A 24,195-nucleotide genomic window follows, 5' to 3' on the forward strand; every position below is an offset into this window, starting at 1 on the left:
ATGTTTTCTTCTAAAAAACGTCTAAATAAGGCTTATAAAAACGCTAAAGTTATTGATTTTGATGACGATAGCAAGTTTGTATTATTTAGCGATTGTCACCGTGGTGACAACAGTTTTGCAGACGATTTTGCTAATAATCGCAACATCTATTTCCATGCACTAAAACATTATTACGCCGAAGGGTTTCAATATTGCGAATTAGGAGATGGTGATGAACTTTGGGAAAACCTCACGTTTGAGTCTATTCTTAATGCCCACAAGAATGTGTATATGCTTATGAAGTTATTTCATAAGGATAATCGTCTTCACATGATTTGGGGTAATCATGATATGGTATATCGCAATCCTAATTATGTAAAAAAGCATCTCTCTACGTATTTTGATCCTAAAATTGGTAAGGAGGTTGAGCTTTTTGGAAATATTACCTATCATGAAGGGTTGATTTTAAAGCATTGTACTACTGAACAAGAGCTGTTTTTAACACACGGGCATCAGGCAGATTGGTGGAATTATTTATTTTGGAAGTGGAGCAGATTTTTAGTACGAATTCTTTGGAAACCTCTAAATGTTATGGGAATTGCAGACCCTACAAGTCCTGCTAAAAATTACAAAGAACTTATAAAAGTTGAAAAGCGTGCTAAGAAATGGATTGCCCAAAACAATAATCTACTAACTATTTTTGGTCATACCCATCGCCCTCGTTTTCCTGAGCCGGGGGATATTGCTTTTTTTAATGATGGTAGCTGTGTGCACCCCAGAAGTATTACTGGTTTAGAAATTGAAAACGGGGCTATCTCATTAATTAAATGGCAAATTTCAACAAAAGACGATGGTACACTACAGATAGTAAGGGTATTATTAGAAGGTCCTAGAAAATTAATTGATTATAAAACCGAGTAAATCTACAGAACTATTAGCATTCAAAAACGTTACGAAGGTTTTTTAAATACGTCCTATTTATGGCATAATAACGCTGTTTTTGATTTAAAGCAATTTGAAATCTCATCTAAAACCAATAAAATAAATATTGCTATAGATGAACAGCTACGTTTGGGCAAATATGTGGAACGCTTGGTGTCTTTTGAATTAGAACAGCAAGCGGGTATTTCTATCATCGCTGAAAACATTCAAATTCAAAAAGACAAAACAACTTTAGGAGAGTTAGACTGTTTGTTATTAAGAGACAATACACCTATACATCTTGAGGTTATTTATAAATTTTACTTATTCGACGACTCTGCTGGAAATTCTGAAATTGAACATTTCATTGGACCAAATAGAAAAGATTCTCTTATTGAAAAGTTAAATAAACTAAAAGACAAACAACTACCTCTACTTTTTTCTGATGTCTGTAAACCCTATCTAGAAGAATTAGGCTTGCAAACTTCGTCTATTACGCAATATGTCTATTTTAAAGCACAATTATTTTTACCCTTTTCTAATCAAAATAGAACACTAAACACACTTAATACTTCGTGTATTTCTGGTTATTATCTTAATAAAAAACAACTACTCCAACTTATAGACTGCAAATTTCATATTCCAAATAAAAAGGATTGGTTAGTTATACCATATACTGATATTGATTGGTTAAACTTTGATGATTTTATATTTAATACTAAAGACTATCTCGCAAAAGAAGTATCTATACTTAGCTGGGTAAAATTCAAAAATGGAGAGATAAAAAAAATGTTCCTTGTATGGTGGTAACCTAAGGAACATTTTTATCGTTTAGTCTAGTTTATACTCTTTTGAGTCTTTTATTCTTTTGGCAATCTTTCATCTATCATTTTAAGAGGCATACCTTCCATTAAATCAAATACATCAATAATACTTCTCATAGTATCTTCTTCTTCAGATTGTTCTGTAATAAACCATTGTAAAAATACCTCCGTTATAAGATCTCCTTCTTTTCTTGCTGCTCTAAAAATGTTAAAAATAGATTCTGTAACGGCTATTTCATGCTCCAAGGCTGTTTCATAGACACCTCTTAGGCTCTCATAATCATTATTTACATTGGTAACGTTTGGAGAAAGTGCAGCTCCACCATTATCATTAATAAATTCAAATATCTTCATAGCATGCTCTCTTTCTTCCTCGGCTTGCTTGTAGAAAAAAGCCTTACTATTCAATAATTCTCTTTGATCACACCAAGATGCCATTGCTAAATAAGAGGCAGATGCCTTCATTTCCATAGCGACTTGATTATTTAATAAATCCATTACATCTGGATGAATGGACATTTGTTTTCTTATAGCTGTTGTATTCATAACTTCATTGTTTTTAACAAAGTTACAATAAATGAAAACCAGAAACTAGTATAAGTAAAATTTATAAAGAGTCTAAATAAATATAGTTTTTACACATAAGAAATGCTAGGCGCATGAAATAGAACCATTATTTCATCTCTTAACTTAAGAAGTTGCGGTATATCTAGATAGAGAAGATGTTGTTTATCTGCAATAAACAATAACACAAAATTATCTGTGTTTATAATATTTGTTAGCGAGTTAAAAGCAGTTAATTCATTTATCTTACGTCTTAACTCTAACATTTGAGGAAAGTTTAGATGAATATCTTTATTTGGAGTACATAAAACATACTTACAAAATGTAGCTTTTTTAATTTGGTACGGATATTCCATCTGCTTTTCTATATTCACGACGCAAATATACTTTTTATTTAGAATAAATTAAAATTAAATTATAGGAGATATATTTAAATGTATTTTCCAAATATTTTGCAGGTCTTGGTTATCGAATAGATAAATTAAATAGCATATACTTGAGTATCCATATTTATTTTAATCATTCTCATTTGTGTTATTGAATGTTCCATAGTATTAGCATCTAAATAACTTTCGCTCATCCCTATTTCCTCTCCATTTAAATGATTACAATAAACAAAATAATAACTACCACAATCAGCTTTTAAACGTTTATAATTTTTGTCTAACCTACAATGCGCTCTATAAAAATTTATCTTTTCTATACATTTATATTTTGAAGCGTAAGGTCTACTAAAAAAAATTATTTGATGATTTACTTTAACAAAAAAGCTATATTTTTCAAATTTATCTTTGTATAATTTTATTAGTGTCATTTACTTTAGATTAAGTATTTATTAGACACTAAATTATTGTTATAGTCACATAAAATTAACTTTCTGGTGCTAGTTCTACCTCTAAACCTTCCATATCTGATGTGATTTGTATTTGACAACCCAAACGACTATTATCACGAACATCAAAGGCTTCAGATAGCATAGCTTCTTCATCATCACTCATCTCTGGTAGTTCAGTTTCACTATGTACATAACACTGGCAAGAAGCACACATTGCCATACCGCCACAAACACCAATGGTCCCTTCTGGCGCGAGTTCGTAAGATCTTACAACCTCCATTAAATTCATTGCCATATCTGTTGGTGCCACAATATCATGCGTTACACCATCTCTATCCGTTATTTTTATATTAATATCTTGCATTTGAAACTATTTACTGCGAAAGACTTAGCATAATTTATGCCACAAATTTAAATGAAGGAAATGGAACTTTCACATTAATATCCTACTAATTTAATAGGATTTAAAAAAAATATCAAATCCATAAAATAAGTATACTTTTTACATAGCTTTTGCATCAAAAAGCGTGTATTATCGAAAGTTTTATAGTGTGACAATTAAACTTCAATATTGATAACTTCTTCGATTTGAGGTGCGTACTTTTTTATTGTCATTTCCACACCTGATTTTAAGGTCATTTGATTAACACTACAGCCAACACAAGCGCCTTGTAACTGCACTTTTACCAGCGTATCGTCATTCTCTATAGATAATAACGAAATATCGCCACCATCACTTTGAAGAAACGGGCGAATCTCTTCCAGAGCTTTCTCTACATTTGATTTTACTTCCTCTGTTGTCATGTCTTATTTCTTTACAGCTGAACACCCAGCCATTGTGGTAATTTTTATTGCTTCAGTTGGTGGTAAATCTTCATTTCTCCTTACAACTTCCTGCACTACATTTTGCGTTAGGGCTTCAAATGCTTGCTCTAACGGTGTTGCAGTTTGTAACGCTGCCGGTCTTCCAATGTCTCCTGCTTCTCTAATACTTTGCACTAAAGGAATCTCTCCCAAAAATGGCACCTCTATATCTTCCGCTAAGTGTTTAGCACCTTCTTGTCCAAAAATATAGTACTTATTTTCAGGTAACTCGGCAGGCGTAAAGTACGCCATATTTTCAATAATTCCTAAAACTGGTACTTGAATACTATCTTGTTGAAACATAGCTACACCCTTTTTTGCATCTGCCAATGCTACATTTTGCGGTGTGCTTACTACAACTGCACCTGTTATAGGTAACGATTGCATTATACTTAAATGAATATCACCAGTTCCTGGAGGTAAATCCAGTAATAAGAAATCTAATTCTCCCCAATGTGCATCAAAAATCATTTGGTTTAATGCCTTTGCTGCCATAGGGCCTCTCCATACTACAGCTTGATTAGGTTGCGTAAAAAATCCGATGGATAATACTTTTACTCCATAATTTTCAATGGGTTTCATTTTAGATTTTCCATCTATATTTACGGCCAGAGGTTTTTCTGCCTCTACATCAAACATTATTGGTATTGAAGGTCCGTAAATATCAGCATCTAATACACCTACTTTAAAACCCATTTTAGATAAGGATACTGCCAAGTTAGCTGTAACCGTGGATTTACCAACTCCTCCTTTTCCTGAAGCTACTGCTACAATATTTTGAATCCCAGGAATAGGCTTACCTTTAATAACATTGGCTTTTGGCTTTGCAGGAGCTTCTACCTTAACGTTAACTGTAATTTTTGCCTTCTCGTAAACTTTTTCATGAATTGTTTTAAGAATATCAACTTCTGTTCGCTTTTTAGCTTGAAGACTAGGGTTATTTATGGTAATATCAACAATTACTTCATCCGCAAAAGTTACTACATTTTTTACAGCACCGCTTTCTACCATATTTTGCCCTTCTCCTGGAACAGTAATAGTTTCTAAGGCTTTTAGTATATCTTGTTTATTTAATTTCATTGTCTTTATTCAGAATCATTCTAAATGCAAAGATAGGCAATATGAGTGAAGACTAATGACCTAAGTAAGAAGTTTTCTTGATGTAGTTATTGGGTTTGGTTATGGGTTTTTATCACATTGATTATTGAGTATTTCATAAAATTCGCATATTAAGTTATTGTAGTTTTTAATAGAATTCAAAAAATAACAACACAAAATATACTATTTGTAAAATAGAAGACAAATCTTCTATCATAGTTAAAACATTATATCTTTGCGACTCAAAATTAACGTCTGACAATAGGACTGTTATATTAACCTAAACTTTTTGATTATGTTGAACAAAACACTTAAACAATTAACCCTATTATTTTTAGTTGTACTAGCAACGCTTAGCTGTGAAAAGAGTGATGACGAAATGGACACCTCTGGAGATTTATTAGGAGACTGGGAATTAATTAGTTATACTAGCAATGGCAGTACAACCGCAACTGTACAGGATAACACTTTAACCTCTAGCTTTACTAGCAAAGCACTTAATATTGATTACATTATAACATTTAGTGAAAATCCGAATAGAGCAATTACTGAAAACGGTAGTTTTGATGTAGAATTAATATCTTCTGTAAATGGGGTAAACTCAACAGAAACTACTACAATAAGCGATATAAATTCTGAAGCTGGTTGGAGTAGAAATGGGAATATAATAACTTTTACTGAGGATTTTGCTTCATTCAATACTAATGCTCCCGTTATAGATGAAGACCTCTCTACTAATCCTGATTACATTATTGAGGAGCTTACTAATACTTCTTTGATCTTAAGTACAAGTGCATCAGAACAAATTAATAGTTCTGGGGTTGATTTTGACATAAACCTTTCTCTTAGACTTACATTTACTAGAATATAGTGATATTTAAAAAGCCGTGTAAATTTAAACTTTAAGCGGCTTTTTATTTTTTGTAAAAAAAGCTATTGTAGCATTTTTGATGGATCCCAAAACACGGCATCAAAGTTTTGAATTTGGTTATCCTTAACAATTACGCCTTCACTTTCCAAAAGTTGCTGCATTAAATTGGTGCCATCAAAATGATGCTTTCCTGTTAATAAGCCTTTTCTATTTACAACGCGATGTGCTGGCACATCCTTCCCTGTAGAACCATTCATAGCATAGCCTACCATTCTTGCACTTCTTACTGCTCCTAAATATTTTGCAATAGCACCATAACTGGTTACTTTTCCGTAAGGTATTAAACGTGCTACTTCGTAAACTTTATCAAAAAAATTTAAGGTCTCAGGTTTCATCTTTTAAAAATCTCTAATAACATTTATTAAAGTTATAATTGAAATAATGCCTGTAATACCACCAATTATATAATTCATATTTTTTTGAGAGGTAAACGACTTACTCTTAATTTTATCAAAGAAGAAAATATACACATACAACATTACAAAGGTACCCATACCTGCTCCTGCTACATATGATATGATGCTTGTAAACTCAAAATCCAATAAATTAATTGATGCCAATGTTATAGTAATGTAGGCTTGATAAGGTATTGGAAATACATTAATAGCTGACATTAACATGCCTTGAAAAAACCGACTATGTTTGCTTTTAACTTCTGGTTTGATTTGCTTTTTTGAGGAAGCTTTTGCTATAAACAAAAAGTAAATTGTTATTAAGATGAAAATTACTAAAGCTACACTTCTTAAAACATCAACAACCTCTGGATGCATACTTAAATACCGCGCAAAAACGGCAGCCAAATAGGTTTGAGCAAAAACAATGATACATACTCCTATAGAAAATACTATACCTCTTACATGCCCTTCTTTTAAACTTATTTTCGCAGCTGTCATATTAAGCAACCCAGGAGGGATAACTCCTATGAATGCAAAGAAAAGACCAAGAAAAAAAACAAAAGTTAGGTTCATTTACCCATTTATTTTAAACCTTATAAAGGTAATAGGTTTATTTTGTTCTAGATATTGTGATTCATAAAAAGTTTGTATGCTAGTAACTTCCTCTGGACTTCCTTCTTGTTTATATACATTATGGTTTGCATACAGCACTTCATGCCCTGCACCATGTAACAGCCCTAAGGTATAACCATGCATAAACTCACTATCTGTTTTTAAATTTACTAATCCGTCTGGCTTCAAAATATGCTTGTACCGTTTTAAAAACTCTAAGTTTGTTAAACGGTGCTTAGTGCGTTTGTATTTTATTTGTGGATCTGGAAAGGTAATCCAAATTTCATCTACTTCGTTTTCAGCAAAGGCATAGTCTATCAACTCAATTTGAGTTCTTAAAAATGCCACATTACTTAAATTTTCTTCAATTGCAGTTTTTGCCCCTCTCCAAAACCTGGCACCCTTTATATCAATTCCTACAAAGTTTCTATTAGTATATTTTTGCGCTAGCGCTACAGAATATTCGCCTTTACCACATCCTAATTCTAAAACAATTGGGTTATTATTTTTAAAGAATTTTGCATTCCATTGTCCTTTTAATCCATATTCACTTTTTACAAGCTCTTCTCGTGTTGGTTGAAACACGTTAGCAAATGTTTCATTCTCCTTAAACCGTTTTAGTTTGTTTTTACTACCCAATGTGTATTAACTGTTTCTTAATTATTTATTTTGATTTGGTAAAATTAAGGAAATATATAACAGGGTTTATATCTTTACTTTTGAATTTAACCCAACCCTTAATTAGGTTCGTCTCAATACACCATGAAAAAAAGAATATTAGTCGCTCCACTTAATTGGGGCCTTGGACACGCCACCAGAAGCATACCCATACTTAAAGCTTTAGATGCACGTGGTTTTCAACCTATAATTGCAAGCGATGGCTTAGCATTAACCTTATTACAAAAGGAATTCCCGGAATTCTCTTCGATAGAATTGCCGTCTTATGACGTAACCTACTCCAAAAAAGGAAGTCATTTTAAGTTAAAAATGATAAAGGATTCCCCAAAATTGGTAAAGGCGATTAAAGCTGAAAAAAAAGCCATACGTGATATTGTAGAGACACATAACATTTCAGGAATTATTTCAGATAATAGGCTAGGGGTTTACAATAAGCATGTACCGTGTACCTTTATTACCCACCAACTTAATGTTTTAAGTGGCACCACTACTTGGTTTAGCACCAAACTGCATGAGAAGTATATTACTCGTTTTAATGAATGCTGGGTTCCTGATGCAGAGAGCGATCTTAACTTATCTGGAAAGTTAGGGCACAAAAAACACCTAAGTATTACCACAAAATATATGGGACCAATAAGCAGATTTACTAAGATGGATCTAGAGGAATCTATTGATTTACTTGTATTGCTTTCTGGCCCTGAACCTCAACGCTCTTTACTTGAAGACAAGTTACTAAAAGAGGTTAAAAACTTTAGTGGCAATGTTGTAGTAGTTAGGGGAGTACCACAGAAACAACAAACGATTGAACAGAAACAAGGTGTGACTATTTATAATTTTATGACCTCCAATCGTCTTGAAAAAACGATAAATCAGAGTAAACTAGTACTGTCTAGGTCTGGATACACCACCATAATGGATCTTGCAAAACTAGAGAAGAAAGCATTTTTTATTCCAACACCAGGACAAACCGAACAGGAATACTTGGCAAAACGTCTAACACAACAAGGATTTGTTCCCAGTTGCTCACAAAAAGACTTTAGCATTTTTTTACTCAACAAGATTTCTGAATACAAAGGATTAAAAAGTTTTAATACTCAAGTAGATTATAAAGACTTATTCAGCCTTTTCTAGTGTAAAAGAAAACTCACTACCTACACCATATTCACTTTCTACATATATACGTTCATCGTGCGCTTCTATAATATGTTTTACTATAGATAATCCAAGACCTGAACCACCTTCTCTTCTTGATCCACTTTTATCTACTCGGTAAAAACGCTCAAATAAACGTGCCAAATGATTTTTCTCTATACCTTCTCCATTATCTGTAACTCGGATAATTGCTTTATTTTTTATTAAGTTTTCTATACTTACTTCTGTGGTTCCTTTTAAGCGTCCGTACTTTAAGGAATTGATTATTAAATTTACCAATACTTGCTGAATACGCTCTTTATCAGCGCGTACCATTACTGGTTTTTCATAATCTCTATCAAACATTAATGTAATTTTCTTTTCGTTAGCACGCATTTCTACCATACCAAATACTTCTTTAATGAGTACTACGATATCAAAAACTTCTGGTTGTAAACGTAAATCTCCAGCTTCCAGTTTAGTTATTAAATCTAAATCACTTACTATATAGCTTAAACGTTCTACAGCACTATTGGCTCTTTCTAAATATTTTTTTCGAGTTTTTTTATCATTCATAGCACCATCTAGTAAGGTTAAAATGTAACCTTGGATGGTAAATAATGGTGTTTTTAACTCATGAGACACATTACCTAAAAACTCCTTTCGGTATTGCTCCCTAACTTTTAAAGTTTCTATTTCAAGTTTTTTATCTCTGGCAAATTTGTCAATTTCTTGGGTAAGTGTTGCCATATCAGTAGTTATAGCTCCACGTGTTAAACTTGTTGATTCTAAAAGCGTTAAATCATCATAAATACTTTTTACTCTTCTGTATATGTATCGCTCTACACGGTATTGAATAATTATGAATGAGAACGCATAAAAACAGATACCAAATAATAAAACTGGTAACCACTTAAACGTAAAATAATAATACAAAAAAACACTCATTAAGAGTGTAAAAAATATGGTAATGTATAGCGATGTATTTATCGCAAACTTATAAGACTTTTTAAATTTTACTTGCATTAATCTACAAACTTGTAGCCTACACCTTTTACCGTTTTAAAACTTTTATCACCTATTTTTTCGCGTAATTTACGGATGTGTACATCAATAGTACGCCCTCCTACTACAACTTCATTACCCCAAACTTTGTCTAGGATTTCATCTCGTTTAAAAACTTTTCCTGGTTTTGACGCCAATAAAGATAGTAATTCAAACTCTTTTCTAGGTAAAATTATTTCATTTCCTTTTAATACAATTTTATACTCATCCCTGTTTATTACAAGGTTACCAACCTTAACAGTATCTTTTACGTCTTCCTTAAAGCGCCTTAAAAGTGCTTTAACTTTGCTTACTAATACTTTTGGTTTTATGGGTTTTGTGATATAATCGTCTGCGCCAGCATCAAAACCAGCAACTTGCGAATAATCTTCGCCTCTAGCTGTTAAAAATGTAACTACTACATCTTTTAGTTCTGGTTGCTTTCTTATGTTTTCACAAGCTTCGATACCATCCATTTCTGGCATCATTACATCTAAAATTATCAACTGAGGTAATTCTTTTTTTGCTTTTTTTACAGCTTCTACACCATTTTCGGCTGTAATTACCTGATACCCTTCACTTGATAAATTATAGCCTACTATTTCCAAGATATCCGGCTCATCATCTACAAGAAGTATTTTTATATCCTTTTTATTCATTATTAATTAATGACGTTTATGTGAAAAGTAAAGATAAAATTATTAACGATAATTTGTAAAATTTAAAACACAAATAACATAAAGGTAACACAGCACTTACAGATATTTAACTTTTCGACATAAAACATAAATTTTTAACACTATTTTGGTATGGATTTTGATGCTTTTGTAGTAATTTTATATCATGTAAAAAGCGTTTTATGAAAAACATCTACTTTTTATTATTTTTTATCGGCTTTTTAGGGTTGTCTATTGAAAATGGATTTGCTCAAGGAAATCCTCCGCCTTTGGAAACCAAACTAAATATTGAAGAATTATTTGTATATCCTAATCCGGTAAGCGATAATGCATCTACAATATACATAACAAGCAAGAATAAGTTTGCGTTTAAGGAAGTAACTATATATAATGTTCTTGGCAAACAAATTAAGGCTACTGTTACCACTAGAAAAGAGTTAGATATCTCTTCATTAAATTCTGGTGTTTATATTCTAAAAATAACAGAAGAATCAATTAGTGAAACAAGAAAATTAGTGATAAAATAACTTATAGCTATTATCTTTTTAAAGATATTTAGAGCATTGCTTAAAGCAATGCTCTTTTTTTATATAATTTTGTCGCCGCAATACTATGATAGATACTAAGGACATATTTAACATAAGCTCTCCTCATGAATTTGAAAAAATCGCACTTAGTGTATTCAATTATCAGTTTGAAAACAATAAAGTCTATCGTTCGTTTTGCGATTTACTATACAAACACCCAAGTGATGTAAAAACCGTTAATGAGATTCCTTTTTTACCTATTGAGTTCTTTAAATCTCGACAGGTAATTTGCAAAAACCAACAAATCGAAACTATATTTACAAGCTCCGGTACTACAGGAAGTATAAAAAGCAAACATTATGTTTCTGACCTAAACGTTTACAAAGGCAGTTTCTCTAAAGGGTTTTCCCAATTTTACGGCAATATTAAAGATTATGTTGTTTTAGCATTATTGCCTTCTTATCTAGAACGCGAAGATTCATCGCTAATCTATATGGTTAATGATTTAATTACTCAATCAAAATCCTCACATAGTGGATTTTATTTGGATAACTTTTCAGAATTAGCATCTAAACTCATTCAACTTGATAAAAAAGGTGAAAAAATATTACTTATTGGTGTTTCCTTTGCTTTGTTAGATTTAATTGAACAACATTCTTTTAATTTAAAGAATACCGTTGTAATGGAAACCGGAGGTATGAAAGGACGTCGTAAAGAACTTGTAAGAAGTGAGTTACATGTCATCCTAAAAAAAGGCTTTGGCGTTGATACCATTCATAGTGAATATGGTATGACAGAACTCTTAAGCCAAGCATATTCTAAAGGAAATGGTATTTTTAATTCTCCACCATGGATGAAGATATTAATACGAGATACTGAAGACCCTTTAACTCTTCTTGATTCTGAAAAAACTGGAGGCATCAACATTATAGATTTAGCTAATGTTAACTCTTGCGCTTTTATAGCTACTCAAGATTTAGGGCGTATGTATTCTGATAATTCTTTTGAAATTATTGGACGTTTTGATAATTCTGATATTCGTGGTTGTAATTTAATGGCACTTTAATTCCTAGAATTTAATAGTACAATAATTATAAAAATTAAATTTTACATTTTTAATGATGACATTTTACAAATAACACGATGTTATAGTATAAAATTATAATCATTAATATTTATGAAAATTCTTAAAAGTATACTTCTTCTCGTATTCGTATTTACTTTATCATGTTCTGAATCTGAAAATTCTGAAGAAGAACAGCAACAAACTCAGGGTTCAATTTCTATTGCATTTACAAATGGAGATGGTTTTGTTATGGAAAACATAGTTGCTACACTCACTAATTACTATGAAACTGATCAAACTTTAAACATCAATATTACTGCTGATGCTGAAGGCCCTAGTGGTGGTAAACTAACATTAACTATAGTTGATAATGATGATAGTTTTCAAGCTTTAGTTAACGGCAGCCAATTTCCAATAGGAGATAATACTAAATCTTTTTATGCCACGCTTAGGTATGTAGATAACACTTCTACCTTTACTGGTGCTACAGGAAGTTTGGATATTAGATCTTTTCAAGCAAACCTAAACGGCAATTCCAATAAAGCATTACTAAGCGCCGTTTTTAGTAGTTCAGATGGTACTGTAATTATGAATTCTACGATATCTGATTTAATTTTAAATTGTATTGAATGCGCAGGTTAAGCACTATATAACTAAAACCCAATACTAAGTAAGTTATGATAAAATATACGACTGAGTTATAAACTTTAGCATGAAATTATTTAGTATATTTTTTATAACGCTTAGTACTACTGTATTTTCTCAAACTATTGATTATAATACTAAAAAGGGGTTTGCCGCTAATGGATATGATGTTGTGGCTTACTTTACCAATGAACCTAAGGAAGGCATTAAAAAGTTTAAGACCATTTTTAATAATATCAATTATAAATTCTCTTCCGAAGAGAACCTAAAACTATTTTTAGAACATCCCGAAAAGTATATACCACAATATGGTGGTTACTGCGCTTATGCTGTCGCACTGAAAAGTGATAAGGTTTCAATAAATCCAAAGTCGTTTTTAATTAAAGACGAAAAACTCTATTTGTTTTACAACGCTTGGGGTACAAACACCTTAGAGTTATGGCTTAAAGACAACCATAATAAATTAACAGAAATGGCAGATAATAACTGGGACAAAATTAAATTTAACAAATAACTTACTTTATGTAAGTAATTAAAAAATACTGCGACAAAACAACAGCTAAGAATAAAGAAAAGTTATTTTAGTAAGTTGGTTAATTTGAAAAGCCCAATCGAGAGATTGGGCTTTTGTTTATTTTACAGTTAAAACAAAATAGTTTTTCTTGCCTCTTTGTAACAATACAAACTTATCATTTATTAAATCTACTTTGGTAATTCTATAATCTTCTTTTACCTTTTCTTTATTTACAGAAATAGCATTTTCCTTAAGCGCACGACGTGCATCTCCATTTGACTTTAAAAAATTGGTTTTAGCTGCCAAAGCACCAATCATATCTAAGCCTTGATCGATTTCAGATTTATCAACTTCCGCTTGCGGTACCCCTTCAAAAACATCTAAAAATGTTTTTTCATCCAGTTGTTTCAAATCTTCACTTGTAGATTTACCAAAAAGAATGCTACTTGCTTTTAAAGCATTTTCTAAATCTCCCTTGGAGTGCACCATTGTTGTAATCTCTTCCGCAAGACGCTTTTGCAACACTCTTAAATGGGGCGCTTGATTATGCTCTTCAATCAAACTATCAATTTCTTCTTCATCTAAAAATGTAAATATTTTGATATATTTTTCAGCATCCTCATCACTAGAGTTTAACCAATATTGATAAAATTTATATGGAGACGTTCGGTTGGCATCTAACCATACATTACCACCTTCAGATTTTCCAAATTTAGACCCATCCGATTTTGTAATTAACGGACAAGTTATAGCATAGCCTTTCCCACCTCCTATTCTTCTTATCAGTTCTGTACCTGTAGTGATATTACCCCATTGGTCGCTTCCTCCCATTTGAACAGTACAATTGTTAGCTCTGTACAAATGCAGAAAATCATATCCTTGTACTAATTGATATGTAAACTCTGTAAAACTCATACCTTCTGAGTCATCAGAAGATATTCTATTTTTTACTGAATCTTTTGCCATCATGTAGTTTACAGTAATATGTTTACCCACATCGCGAATAAATTCTAAAAAAGAGAATTCTTTCATCCAGTCGTAATTATTAACTAAAACTGCTGCATTTTCAGCACTGCTTTCAAAATCTAAAAAATGTGCTAATTGTTTTTTTATAGCTTCTTGGTTATGACGTAGTGTTTTTTCATCCAACAAATTTCGTTCATTTGATTTACCTGAAGGGTCTCCAATCATACCTGTTGCACCACCAACTAAAGCAACTGGTTTATGTCCACAACGTTGGTAATGCGCTAAAAGCATAATGGGTACCAAGTTTCCTATATGCAAGGAATCTGCAGTTGGATCAAACCCCACATATGCACTTTTCATACCTTCCAACAAATGCTGATCAGCACCCGGCATTACTGTGTGTATCATACCTCTCCATGTTAACTCTTTAACAAAATTCTTAGCCATTTTATTCAATTTTAGAAAACTAGCGCAAATATAAAAATACACACAGACATAGGCAGTGATTATGAATAATTCTTTAATTTCGTTTCATGATTTTAGTAACAGGAGGAACTGGCTTGGTGGGAGCTCACTTATTACACAAATTGACTTCTAACAATGAAACCGTTAGGGCTATTTACCGCACTGAGCGTAAACTTCAAAATGTAAAAGATATATTTTCTTGTTACGGAGATACCAACAATCTTTTATTTGATAAAATTGAATGGGTAAAGACAGACATTCTTGATGTCCCCGCTTTAAGCGAGGCTCTTAACGGAATTAGTTATGTATATCATTGTGCTGCTTTTGTTTCTTTTGAACCTGATAAATACCAGCTTTTAAGACAAACTAATATTGAAGGGACTGCCAATATTGTAAATCTTTGTATTTCTAATAATATAAAAAAAATATGCTACGTAAGTTCTATTGCAACTATTGGTAACCCTATTAAAAGAGATAATGCTATTACAGAAGAAACGCACTGGAATCCAGAAGATGACAATAGTGTATATGCCATCACTAAATACGGTGCTGAAATGGAGGTTTGGCGTGGTACTCAAGAAGGGTTAGATGCTGTAATTGTTAACCCAGGTGTTATTCTTGCTGCTGGCATCTGGCATTACGGTAGCGGCAGCTTATTTAAAAAAGTATATAATGGTCTTAAATACTATACTTCCGGAAGTATCGGTTTAGTATCTGTAAAAGATGTTGTGGATGTTATGATACAATTACTAAAAAGCGACATAAAAAACGAAAGGTATATTTTAGTTGCAGAAAATTGGTCTTACAAAACCTTTTTAAAAACTACAGCGAAGGCTCTTAAAGTTAAACCTCCAAAAAAATTAGCAAAACCCTGGTTACTTAAAATTGGTTGGCGATTAGATTGGTTAAAACGAAAACTCACTGGTAAACGCAGAGTATTAACAAAACAAGTTGCAACTTCTTTAACTACTAAAACAAATTACAGAAATTCAAAAGTAACTAAAGCCTTGGGTTATAAATTTCAATCTATTGACGATGTGATTTCGGAGATAGCGAATCAGTATCTGAAACAGGCGCAATAAGTTCAAGCTCTTTCAAATCTACTTCTGTATCTAATTCTATTGCTTCCAATTCCTGTTTTATAGCTTTTAGAGAATCTGCTTTCTTTTTTTCTTGTCGCTCTTTATCAAGAATTTTTTTGTAATGCGCTTTTAGTTTAGTGAGACTATCTTTTACTTTTTTATAGATTTCAGCATATTCATCCATAAAGTAAGTATAATACGCATTACTTTCCGCAAACTGTGTGCTATCTACATTATACTTTTTATAAACATAACCTTCTGGATTAACCTTGGCACTATCAAGTACTTTTTTATCTTTTCCGGTTATTGCTCCCAAATATTTTAAGTCCAACAAAACATGAACCATTTTATCTTTAGGAATAAGGTTTTTAGGCTTATCTGGCTTATTATATCTATAGCAAGAAGTAAGCCCTAATACCATACATAATAGTATTATTGTTTTTTTATACATTACCGGTTAAATGTTAAACGTTTTGCTGCTTTTACTTCAGAAAACTTAAAATTTTTATATACTAAACTACCATTTAAAATAGTATGTGTAATTCTTGATTTAAAAGTAACACCTTCAAAAGGTGACCATCCACATTTATATAGAATATTTTCTTTTTTTACTGTCCACGGATTATTTAAATCTACTAAAACCAAATCTGCATAATATCCCTCTTTAATATATCCTCTGCGCTCTACTTGAAACAAAATAGCGGGGTTATGACACATTTTTTCAACTATTTTTTCAATTGAAATTTTACCTTCATGATACTTTTCTAACATTGCAGGTAAAGCATGTTGTACTAACGGCCCTCCTGATGGTGCTTTAGTATAAACGTTGTTTTTCTCCTCAATAGTATGTGGTGCGTGATCTGTGGCTATTACATCAATTCTATCATCTAACAGTGCTTCCCATAGCTGATCTCTATCTGTTGCTGTTTTTACCGCTGGATTCCATTTTATGTGCGTTCCTTTTTTCTTGTAATCTTCATTTGAAAACCAAAGATGATGAATACAAACTTCAGCTGTTATCTTCTTTTCTTTTAAAGGAATTTTATTCGTAAACAAATTGGTTTCTTTTCCTGTTGATAGATGAAACACATGTAATCTCGCTCCTGTTTTTTTTGCTAATTCTATAGCCTTAGATGAGGATAAATAACACGCTTCTTCACTTCTAATTATCGGATGCTTCTCAATAGGAATATCATCCCCATAAGTATCAATATGCTCCTGAAGATTTTTTCTAATAGTGCCTTCATCTTCACAATGAACTGAAATAACCATATTAGTACTTTTGAAAATTTTCTCGAGAACTTTTGGGTCGTCAACTAGCATATTCCCCGTTGATGACCCTAAAAATAATTTTAATCCAGCAACAGAGGATTCATCAACCTTAAGTATTTCATCCAAATTATCATTAGTCCCTCCAAACATAAACGAATAATTTGCTGATGAAGTTTTTGAAGCTATTTCAAATTTTTCTTCAAGTTTTTCAACCGTTGTCGTCTGTGGGTTTGTATTAGGCATCTCAATAAAAGATGTAATCCCTCCTGCCAATGCAGCTTTAGACTCCGTACCAATATTTGCTTTATGTGTTAATCCCGGTTCTCTAAAATGCACTTGATCGTCAATTGCTCCTGGTAGCACATATTTTCCCTCTGCATCAATTATGGTAACATCAGCCCATTTGGCACTAATTGATTTATCTATCTGTTTTATAACTTCTCCTTCAATTAATATATCGCCACTATGAATATCGCCTTCGTTAACTATTTTAGCATTCTTTATCAGTATCCTTTTCAATTCCATTACAATTATTTTCGTTTAAATAAACTTTTAAATTTCATTGATATAACTCCAAAAACTGCTTCAGAAATAATTCCTGAACTCAGTTTGGACTCGCCTCTAGTTCTATCTGTAAAAATAACAGGCACTTCAACAATTTTAAACTTTTTCAAGTACGTTTTAAATTTCATTTCAATTTGAAACGCATATCCAATAAACTTAACTTTACGTAAATCTATACTTTCTAAAACTTTACGTTTATAACAAACAAAACCTGCTGTAGTATCATTAATTTCCATTCCTGTTATAAAACGCACATACTTTGACGCCAAATAAGACATTAACACCCTACTCATTGGCCAGTTTACAACATTCACACCAGTGATGTAACGAGAGCCAATAGACATATCTGCTCCATCTACAGCACAAGCTTTGTAGAGTTTTGTTAAGTCTTTTGGATCATGTGAAAAATCAGCATCCATTTCAAATATGTACTCATATTTTCTAATCAAACTCCATTTAAACCCTAAAATATACGCTGTACCTAAACCTGATTTTTCATTGCGTTTTTTTAAATGCAATCTACCTGTAAAAACACCTTGAAGCTCTACAACTTTATCAGAAGTGCCATCAGGAGAATTATCATCTACAATAAGGATGTGTACATCCTTAGATTCAGAAAATACAGCCCTTATTATTGGTTCTATATTTTCAATCTCATTATAGGTTGGAATGATTACAACAGCGTGCTTCATCTAAAATAATATGAAACAAATGTACATTTTTAAGGTATTCTTTTTTTTAAAAATTTCGTAATAATTTATCCCTTCTTTAAAATTTATGATAATTTTAACCCATGCTTCGAGAAGTACCATCACATACACTCTATACTATTTTACTACTAATTTGCCTAGTAACTATTGCTATTGCTAAAACCATTGCTCCAAAACGTTTTAATGAGTTTATCATGGTAATATCTAATTCAAGATATCTTAAAATTTATGGTAAAGACCAGAAGTTCTTAGATTATTATGATGGTTTATTGTTTTTAAACTTGATAATATCTGGCACTATATTTTGCATGTTATGCATTGAAAATTTTACTAATTCAATTGAAGTTAATAACACTCTACTAGTTAAGTTTGTTATAGGCTCTGGCGTTTTTATGCTTGCAAAAGTACTTCTAGAGCGTTTAATCGCAAGCCTATTTGAAATTGACGATATTATAGACGACTATCTTTTTCAAAAAATTAGCTATAAAAATTATTTAGGCATTTTACTCTTACCTGTTAATGCTATTTTAATATTTAGCATAACTCCTTCAAAGATATTGCTCTATCTTATTTTTAGTTTCCTCTTTATAGTGAATATTAGTGGGTTATTTACCACTTTTAAAACGTATCAAAATGAAATTAAAAACAACTTTTTCTATTTTATTTTGTATCTTTGCGCTCTTGAAATCGCGCCCTATGTAATCATATATGCGATTTTTAGTGCCTAATTAAACTGTTTTGAGCCTATGAAAGTGAAGACCATTTTAGTATCCCAGCCAGAACCTAAAATTGAAAATTCTCCTTACTTTGATCTTCAGGAGAAAAAGAAAGTTAAAATAGATTTTAGACCCTTTATTCATGTAGAAGGCGTTCCTGCAAAAGAGATAAGACACCAAAAAATTGATTTAAATAATTATACTGCTATAATTCTTACCAGTAGAAATGCAGTAGATCACTTTTTTAGAGTTGCTGAAGAAATGCGTTTTAAAGTTCCAGACACTATGAAATATTTCTGTCAGTCTGAAGCCGTTGCTTATTATCTTCAAAAATATGTTGTATACAGAAAACGTAAGATTTATGTTGGGAAGCGTACATTTGCAGAGCTATCTCCATTAATCAAAAAATATAAGGATGAAAAATTCTTATTACCAAATACAGACAAAGTAAAACCTCTAGTTCCTGAAACTTTAGATGGTTTAGGTGTAGACTGGAAACAAGCAACATTTTACAAAACTGTTGTGAGTGATTTATCTGATTTAGCTAATGTATACTATGATGTTTTAGTATTTTTTAGCCCTTCCGGAATAGAATCTTTATTTCAAAACTTTCCAGATTTTAAACAAAACGATACACGCATAGCTGTTTTTGGAAACACAACTATAAAAGCTGTAAAAGAGAAAGGTTTACGTGTGGATATTGCTGCACCTACTCCTGAAACACCATCAATGACAATGGCTTTAGAAAAATATATAGATCAGGTTAATAAAGGAAAATAAATACCTTTTTATAATTTATAAAAAAGCGTTTTCATAATGAAAACGCTTTTTTTGTATTACTAAAACGCATACCGTTGTGGCCCCCCACGTCTTATCTCTTCTGTACAATGTGCTTCGAATTTTTTAAAGTTTTCTCTAAATGCATTAGTTAATTTAAATGCCATTGTATAATACGCTTCATCATCATTCCAAGTTTGTCTTGGACTTAAGACACTTGTTGGTACGCCAGGACAAGTTCTTGGTTGCGCTACTCCAAATACAGAATGAATATGGTAGTCATCATAATTATACAAACCCAAATCTCCATTTAATACAGCATTAATCATAGCGCGAGTATACTTTAATTCCATCCGCTTACCTACTCCATAAGGACCTCCTGTCCAACCTGTATTTATCAACCAAACGTTTACACCTGCTTCTATCATTTTAGCACTTAGCATTTCTGCATATTTTGCAGGGTGTAATGGCATAAAAGGTGCTCCAAAACATGCAGAAAATGAAGGTTGAGGCTCTTTTACACCTGCTTCTGTACCTGCTACTTTTGCAGTGTAGCCTGATATGAAATGATAGGCAGCTTGACTTGGTGTTAATTTAGAAATAGGTGGTATAACTCCAAAAGCATCAGCTGTTAGAAAGAAAATATTTTTAGGATTTTTACCAACAGAGGGAACTTTTATATTCTCAATATGATGAATAGGATAACTTACTCTGGTATTTTGAGTGATAGAAGTATCCTCAAAATCAACATTACCAGTATCATCCAAGATTACATTTTCAAGAATAGCACCAGGTTTAATTGCATTATAAATTTCAGGTTCTTTCTCTTTTGAAAGGCTTATTACTTTAGCATAACATCCACCCTCAAAATTAAAAACTGAATTTTCATTAGTCCATCCATGCTCATCATCTCCAATTAAGCTTCTGTTAGGGTCTGTTGAAAGTGTCGTTTTTCCTGTTCCCGATAAACCGAAAAAAACAGCAGTATCTCCATCCTTTCCTACGTTAGCACTGCAATGCATTGGTAACGTATTTTTCTCTACAGGTAATATAAAGTTTAATGCAGAAAATATCCCTTTTTTAATCTCGCCAGTATAACCAGTTCCTCCTATTAAGGCGATTTTTTTTGTAAAGTTTAAAATTGCAAAATTGTGTTGCCTCGTACCATCAACATCAGGATTTGCCATAAAGCCTGGTGCATTTATAACAGTCCACTCTGCTTCAAAATTTTCTAATTCCTTATTAGTAGGCCTTAAAAACATATTATAAGCAAACATATTACTCCATGGATACTCATTTATTACACGAATATTCAATCTGTAATTATCATCTGCACAAGCATAACAGTCTCTTACAAAAATTTCTTTTTCAGACAAATACCTCACTACTTTATCATACAACTTGTCAAAATCGCTTGAAGCAAATGGTATATTTATTTCCCCCCACCAAATTTTATCTTCAGTAATGTTATCCTTTACTATAAATCTATCTTTTGGCGAACGTCCAGTAAACTCTCCTGTATTTACTGCCAAAGCACCAGATGATGCAGTAGCACCTTGCCCAGTTTTGACCGTAATTTCATGTAATTCTTCTGAAGTTAGCTGATATTGAATATTAGCATTCTTTATACCATATTGTTCTAACGAAACAGAATTTTTAATTTGATTACTATTAATCATAAATTTTTAAAATAAATAATTAGTTTTCAAAATTATGATAAAATTTGAAACTAAAAATATTAATTATGCAATAAATTGTTATAATTTTATAAAGTTAACAATTAACACAACCCATGAAGCTATTAAAAACAATCCTCCTATAGGCGTAACAAAACCAATGGATTTAAAATTAAAGCTAGACATGGTATTTGTGGCCAACCCATAAATAGAACCAGAAAATAATACAACTCCTATAATGACTAAGTAAAAAATGATATTTTTATATCCTGATTTAACTAAAGATGTACCTCCTATGAATAATAAGAATAGTGCATGATACATTTGATAGCGTACACCAGTTTCAAAAGTTTGCAAGTTTTCAGTTGACAAATACGCTTTTAAACCATGTGCGCCAAAAGCACCCAAAATTATTGCTAATACCCCTATTACAGCCCCAGTAATTAATATAACTTTATTCATACTTAAAATTCATTTTATTTAACAAATCTACTTAACAAAAATAATATGCGAAAAGTTTTAATCATAGGATCTGGAAAATCAACAGCTTTTCTTTTAAAATATTTATTAGATATATCTACTTCTGAAAAACTTCATATTACCATAGGCGATATAGATGTTAATGTCGCTCTCGCCTTTCTACCCAAGCATTCTAATGCTAATGTTATAAAATTGGATGTTTTTAATGATGCGCAACGCACAAAAGCTATTTCAAATTCTAATATTGTAGTATCCATGCTCCCTGCAAGGTTTCATATTCATGTAGCGAAAGATTGTATAACCTACAAAAAGCATTTAGTAACAGCATCTTATGTAAGTGAGGAGATGCAACGCTTAGATAAAGACGCTAAAGCGAATGGCATTATTTTGATGAACGAGATTGGTGTAGATCCTGGTATAGATCACATGAGCGCAATGCAAGTACTAGACAACATCAGAGAAAAAGGAGGTAATGTTATTTTATTTGAGTCGTTTACTGGTGGTTTAGTAGCTCCTGAAAGCGATACTAATTTATGGAACTATAAATTTACATGGAATCCAAGAAATGTGGTTACAGCTGGACAAGGTGGCACTGCTAAATTCATACAAGAAAACAGCAATAAATACATTCCTTATCAGCGTCTTTTTAGACGTACCGAATTTTTAGATATTGAAGGTTTTGGTAGGTTTGAAGTTTATGCTAATCGCGACTCGCTAAAATATCAAGACGCCTATGGATTACATAATGTGAGAACCCTATATCGGGGCACCATACGCCGTGTAGGATTTAGTCGCGCTTGGAATATTTTTGTAACTCTAGGGATGACAGATGATAGTTTTACCATTGAAGACAGCGAAAATATGAGTTATCGCGATTTTACAAATGCATTCCTTCCATACAGCCATAAAGATTCCGTGGAATTAAAATTAAGACATGAGTTAAAAATAGATCAAGATGACACCATATGGGATAAACTTGTAGAGCTCGATATTTTTAACCCAAATAAAAGAGTAGGCCTTAAAAATGCTACTCCAGCTCAAATATTACAAAAGATTTTAACTGATAGTTGGACATTGAGTAAAGATGATAAAGATATGATTGTAATGTATCATAAATTTGGTTATGAACTCAATGGAAAAAAACACCAACTAGATGCAAATATGGTAGTTATAGGTAAAGATCAAAGGTATACAGCTATGTCTAAAACTGTTGGTTTACCTGTAGCAATAGCAACGCTAGCCATTCTTAATGAAAAAATTACAAGTCCGGGAGTTCAAATTCCTATTACTAAAGAAATCTACCAACCAATACTTAAGGAATTGAAAAAATTTGGTATTTCATTTAAAGAGAAAGAAGTGCCGTATTTGGGGTATAATCCATTAAACAATTAAAAATTTTTGGGCGTTACCTCGCTTAAAGCGAGGTCAGGCTATCCGCTATATCTTTTAACATGGGTGGCCTCCGTTTCTGCAGCCACCCATGTTAAAAGGATGCCGCTACTATCCTTAACGCGGGCATGTCTGCTAGCATTTTACTTTATCTAACGTTTAGTTTTGTCTCCAAAGATTCAAAATTCAGCAAATCATCAACCTAAAAAATGTTTCTATTTGCAATCAAATCATTACTTTTGCCTTCTAAACTATAACACAAATGGCAAAGAAGAAACAGACTGAAATAGATGGCATAGACAAAAAAATACTACGCACCTTGATGGATGATGCAAGAACACCAATTCTTGAAATTGCAAGAAACGTAGGTATTTCTGGAGCTGCTATACATCAACGTCTTCGTAAACTGGAAAAATCTGGTCTTCTAGCAGGATCAAAATTTGTAGTAAATCCTGAAGTTTTAGGTTTCGACACCATGGCTTTTGTAGGTGTTTATTTTGATAAAGCTGCTGATGCACCTCTAATTATAAAACTTTTAAAACGCGTTCCTGAAGTTTTAGAGTGCCATTACACTACGGGAAATTGGAATGTTTTCTTAAAAGTAATTTGTAAGAGTAACGACCATTTAATGCAGGTTTTAAATACCATTCAAGAAATAAATGGTGTTTCTAGAACAGAAACCTTTATTTCCTTATCTGAATTATTCCATAGACAAGTTAAGATTTAATAATTAAGGTACAATTGTTACGCAACCAAACGTAACAAATAACATCTAGTTACTGTAACTTAAAAT

30 protein-coding genes are annotated in these 24,195 nt (G+C 32.0%); 13 read left to right on the forward strand and 17 right to left on the reverse strand.

Translation table 11 applies throughout. The annotated features are described in order from the left end of the window. Positions 1 to 900, forward strand: coding sequence for a metallophosphoesterase (locus EYD46_RS11160; RefSeq protein WP_130937228.1), 900 nt, complete (start codon positions 1 to 3; stop codon positions 898 to 900). A gap of 18 nt (positions 901 to 918) precedes the next feature. Then, positions 919 to 1,710: a DUF1853 family protein gene (locus EYD46_RS11165; RefSeq protein ID WP_229731342.1), complete on the forward strand. Its 792-nt coding sequence runs from the start codon at positions 919 to 921 to the stop codon at positions 1,708 to 1,710. Positions 1,711 to 1,760: 50 nt separating this feature from the next. On the opposite strand, the gene EYD46_RS11170 is transcribed toward EYD46_RS11165, so the two are convergent. From EYD46_RS11170 to EYD46_RS11195, 6 genes are all read right to left on the reverse strand, one after another. Further along, the gene (locus EYD46_RS11170; RefSeq protein WP_130937230.1) at positions 1,761 to 2,270 is read right to left on the reverse strand and encodes a ferritin; all 510 of its coding nucleotides are present in this window, start codon (positions 2,268 to 2,270) and stop codon (positions 1,761 to 1,763) included. An 89-nt stretch (positions 2,271 to 2,359) separates the two neighbouring features. Beyond that, positions 2,360 to 2,662, reverse strand: coding sequence for a hypothetical protein (locus EYD46_RS11175; RefSeq protein ID WP_229731338.1), 303 nt, complete (start codon positions 2,660 to 2,662; stop codon positions 2,360 to 2,362). Positions 2,663 to 2,769: 107 nt separating this feature from the next. Beyond that, entirely contained in the window at positions 2,770 to 3,102 is a 333-nt protein-coding gene (locus EYD46_RS11180) for a YegP family protein (protein ID WP_130937231.1), read from the reverse strand. Positions 3,103 to 3,157: 55 nt separating this feature from the next. Then, positions 3,158 to 3,487, reverse strand: a complete 330-nt coding sequence (locus EYD46_RS11185) for a 2Fe-2S iron-sulfur cluster-binding family protein (protein WP_130937232.1) — start codon at positions 3,485 to 3,487, stop codon at positions 3,158 to 3,160. A gap of 194 nt (positions 3,488 to 3,681) precedes the next feature. Continuing rightward, positions 3,682 to 3,927, reverse strand: coding sequence for a NifU family protein (locus EYD46_RS11190; RefSeq protein ID WP_130937233.1), 246 nt, complete (start codon positions 3,925 to 3,927; stop codon positions 3,682 to 3,684). Between the two features lie 3 nt (positions 3,928 to 3,930). Further along, positions 3,931 to 5,067, reverse strand: a complete 1,137-nt coding sequence (locus EYD46_RS11195) for an Mrp/NBP35 family ATP-binding protein (RefSeq protein ID WP_130937234.1) — start codon at positions 5,065 to 5,067, stop codon at positions 3,931 to 3,933. A gap of 313 nt (positions 5,068 to 5,380) precedes the next feature. Between EYD46_RS11195 and EYD46_RS11200 the strand changes: the two genes are divergently transcribed. Beyond that, a complete protein-coding gene (locus tag EYD46_RS11200; protein WP_130937235.1) occupies positions 5,381 to 5,956 on the forward strand; it encodes a hypothetical protein in 576 nt (191 codons plus the stop codon). A gap of 62 nt (positions 5,957 to 6,018) precedes the next feature. Here the strand turns inward: EYD46_RS11200 and EYD46_RS11205 are convergent, their stop codons facing one another. Genes EYD46_RS11205 through trmB form a run of 3 tightly spaced genes read right to left on the reverse strand, consistent with a single transcriptional unit; the run spans position 6,019 to position 7,662 of the window. Continuing rightward, positions 6,019 to 6,351, reverse strand: coding sequence for an MGMT family protein (locus EYD46_RS11205; RefSeq protein ID WP_130937236.1), 333 nt, complete (start codon positions 6,349 to 6,351; stop codon positions 6,019 to 6,021). 3 nt (positions 6,352 to 6,354) lie between these two features. Further along, the gene (locus EYD46_RS11210; protein WP_130937237.1) at positions 6,355 to 6,984 is read right to left on the reverse strand and encodes a LysE family transporter; all 630 of its coding nucleotides are present in this window, start codon (positions 6,982 to 6,984) and stop codon (positions 6,355 to 6,357) included. After that, positions 6,985 to 7,662, reverse strand: coding sequence for a tRNA (guanosine(46)-N7)-methyltransferase TrmB (gene trmB / locus EYD46_RS11215; protein ID WP_130937238.1), 678 nt, complete (start codon positions 7,660 to 7,662; stop codon positions 6,985 to 6,987). Positions 7,663 to 7,785: 123 nt separating this feature from the next. On the opposite strand from trmB, the gene EYD46_RS11220 reads away from it, so the two are divergent. Continuing rightward, complete coding sequence (locus EYD46_RS11220; protein WP_130937239.1) at positions 7,786 to 8,832, forward strand: glycosyltransferase; 1,047 nt, start codon at positions 7,786 to 7,788, stop codon at positions 8,830 to 8,832. Here the strand turns inward: EYD46_RS11220 and EYD46_RS11225 are convergent. Beyond that, positions 8,815 to 9,858 (reverse strand): sensor histidine kinase, encoded by a 1,044-nt coding sequence (locus tag EYD46_RS11225; RefSeq protein ID WP_130937240.1) that lies wholly within the window; start codon positions 9,856 to 9,858, stop codon positions 8,815 to 8,817. The genes EYD46_RS11220 and EYD46_RS11225 overlap by 18 nt on opposite strands. After that, a complete protein-coding gene (locus tag EYD46_RS11230) occupies positions 9,858 to 10,535 on the reverse strand; it encodes a response regulator transcription factor (protein WP_130937241.1) in 678 nt (225 codons plus the stop codon). The genes EYD46_RS11225 and EYD46_RS11230 overlap by 1 nt, the downstream gene beginning before the upstream one ends. Before the next feature lie 200 nt (positions 10,536 to 10,735). Between EYD46_RS11230 and EYD46_RS11235 the strand changes: the two genes are divergently transcribed. The 4 genes from EYD46_RS11235 (at position 10,736) to EYD46_RS11250 (ending at position 13,305) form a co-directional block, all read left to right on the forward strand. After that, positions 10,736 to 11,080, forward strand: coding sequence for a T9SS type A sorting domain-containing protein (locus EYD46_RS11235; RefSeq protein ID WP_130937242.1), 345 nt, complete (start codon positions 10,736 to 10,738; stop codon positions 11,078 to 11,080). Between the two features lie 85 nt (positions 11,081 to 11,165). Next, on the forward strand, positions 11,166 to 12,146 hold the full coding sequence (locus tag EYD46_RS11240; RefSeq protein WP_130937243.1) for a LuxE/PaaK family acyltransferase: 981 nt from the start codon (positions 11,166 to 11,168) through the stop codon (positions 12,144 to 12,146). A gap of 111 nt (positions 12,147 to 12,257) precedes the next feature. After that, positions 12,258 to 12,788, forward strand: a complete 531-nt coding sequence (locus tag EYD46_RS11245) for a hypothetical protein (protein WP_130937244.1) — start codon at positions 12,258 to 12,260, stop codon at positions 12,786 to 12,788. Positions 12,789 to 12,858: 70 nt separating this feature from the next. Continuing rightward, positions 12,859 to 13,305 carry a YHS domain-containing (seleno)protein gene (locus EYD46_RS11250; RefSeq protein ID WP_130937245.1) on the forward strand — a complete coding sequence of 149 codons (447 nt, stop codon included), beginning with the start codon at positions 12,859 to 12,861 and terminating at the stop codon, positions 13,303 to 13,305. 117 nt (positions 13,306 to 13,422) lie between these two features. Here the strand turns inward: EYD46_RS11250 and tyrS are convergent, their stop codons facing one another. Continuing rightward, positions 13,423 to 14,718 (reverse strand): tyrosine--tRNA ligase, encoded by a 1,296-nt coding sequence (gene tyrS / locus EYD46_RS11255; RefSeq protein ID WP_130937246.1) that lies wholly within the window; start codon positions 14,716 to 14,718, stop codon positions 13,423 to 13,425. 86 nt (positions 14,719 to 14,804) lie between these two features. Between tyrS and EYD46_RS11260 the strand changes: the two genes are divergently transcribed. Next, complete coding sequence (locus EYD46_RS11260; protein ID WP_130937247.1) at positions 14,805 to 15,818, forward strand: NAD-dependent epimerase/dehydratase family protein; 1,014 nt, start codon at positions 14,805 to 14,807, stop codon at positions 15,816 to 15,818. Here the strand turns inward: EYD46_RS11260 and EYD46_RS11265 are convergent. The 3 genes from EYD46_RS11265 to EYD46_RS11275 are packed head-to-tail and all read right to left on the reverse strand — an operon-like array spanning position 15,763 to position 18,346. Then, the gene (locus EYD46_RS11265) at positions 15,763 to 16,269 is read right to left on the reverse strand and encodes a DUF4296 domain-containing protein (protein ID WP_130937248.1); all 507 of its coding nucleotides are present in this window, start codon (positions 16,267 to 16,269) and stop codon (positions 15,763 to 15,765) included. The genes EYD46_RS11260 and EYD46_RS11265 overlap by 56 nt on opposite strands. Beyond that, positions 16,269 to 17,609, reverse strand: coding sequence for a dihydroorotase (locus EYD46_RS11270; protein ID WP_130937399.1), 1,341 nt, complete (start codon positions 17,607 to 17,609; stop codon positions 16,269 to 16,271). Before EYD46_RS11270 ends, EYD46_RS11265 begins: the two co-directional genes overlap by 1 nt. 11 nt (positions 17,610 to 17,620) lie before the next feature. After that, entirely contained in the window at positions 17,621 to 18,346 is a 726-nt protein-coding gene (locus EYD46_RS11275; RefSeq protein WP_130937249.1) for a polyprenol monophosphomannose synthase, read from the reverse strand. A 101-nt stretch (positions 18,347 to 18,447) separates the two neighbouring features. Between EYD46_RS11275 and EYD46_RS11280 the strand changes: the two genes are divergently transcribed. Together EYD46_RS11280 and EYD46_RS11285 are read left to right on the forward strand one after the other, a co-directional pair. Then, positions 18,448 to 19,092 (forward strand): DUF4271 domain-containing protein, encoded by a 645-nt coding sequence (locus tag EYD46_RS11280; protein ID WP_130937250.1) that lies wholly within the window; start codon positions 18,448 to 18,450, stop codon positions 19,090 to 19,092. Between the two features lie 18 nt (positions 19,093 to 19,110). Continuing rightward, positions 19,111 to 19,860 (forward strand): uroporphyrinogen-III synthase, encoded by a 750-nt coding sequence (locus tag EYD46_RS11285; protein ID WP_130937251.1) that lies wholly within the window; start codon positions 19,111 to 19,113, stop codon positions 19,858 to 19,860. A 59-nt stretch (positions 19,861 to 19,919) separates the two neighbouring features. Here EYD46_RS11285 and pckA read toward each other — a convergent pair whose 3' ends face one another. Both pckA and EYD46_RS11295 read right to left on the reverse strand, forming a co-directional pair. Then, positions 19,920 to 21,536 (reverse strand): phosphoenolpyruvate carboxykinase (ATP), encoded by a 1,617-nt coding sequence (pckA, locus tag EYD46_RS11290; protein WP_130937252.1) that lies wholly within the window; start codon positions 21,534 to 21,536, stop codon positions 19,920 to 19,922. A gap of 78 nt (positions 21,537 to 21,614) precedes the next feature. Continuing rightward, a complete protein-coding gene (locus EYD46_RS11295; protein ID WP_130937253.1) occupies positions 21,615 to 21,995 on the reverse strand; it encodes a DUF423 domain-containing protein in 381 nt (126 codons plus the stop codon). A 45-nt stretch (positions 21,996 to 22,040) separates the two neighbouring features. On the opposite strand from EYD46_RS11295, the gene EYD46_RS11300 reads away from it, so the two are divergent. Continuing rightward, the gene (locus EYD46_RS11300) at positions 22,041 to 23,405 is read left to right on the forward strand and encodes a saccharopine dehydrogenase family protein (protein ID WP_130937254.1); all 1,365 of its coding nucleotides are present in this window, start codon (positions 22,041 to 22,043) and stop codon (positions 23,403 to 23,405) included. A 259-nt stretch (positions 23,406 to 23,664) separates the two neighbouring features. Beyond that, complete coding sequence (locus EYD46_RS11305) at positions 23,665 to 24,129, forward strand: Lrp/AsnC ligand binding domain-containing protein (protein ID WP_130937255.1); 465 nt, start codon at positions 23,665 to 23,667, stop codon at positions 24,127 to 24,129. Positions 24,130 to 24,195 lie beyond the last annotated feature (66 nt).

The organism is Hyunsoonleella pacifica, assembly GCF_004310335.1.
GTDB lineage: Bacteria > Bacteroidota > Bacteroidia > Flavobacteriales > Flavobacteriaceae > Jejuia > Jejuia pacifica.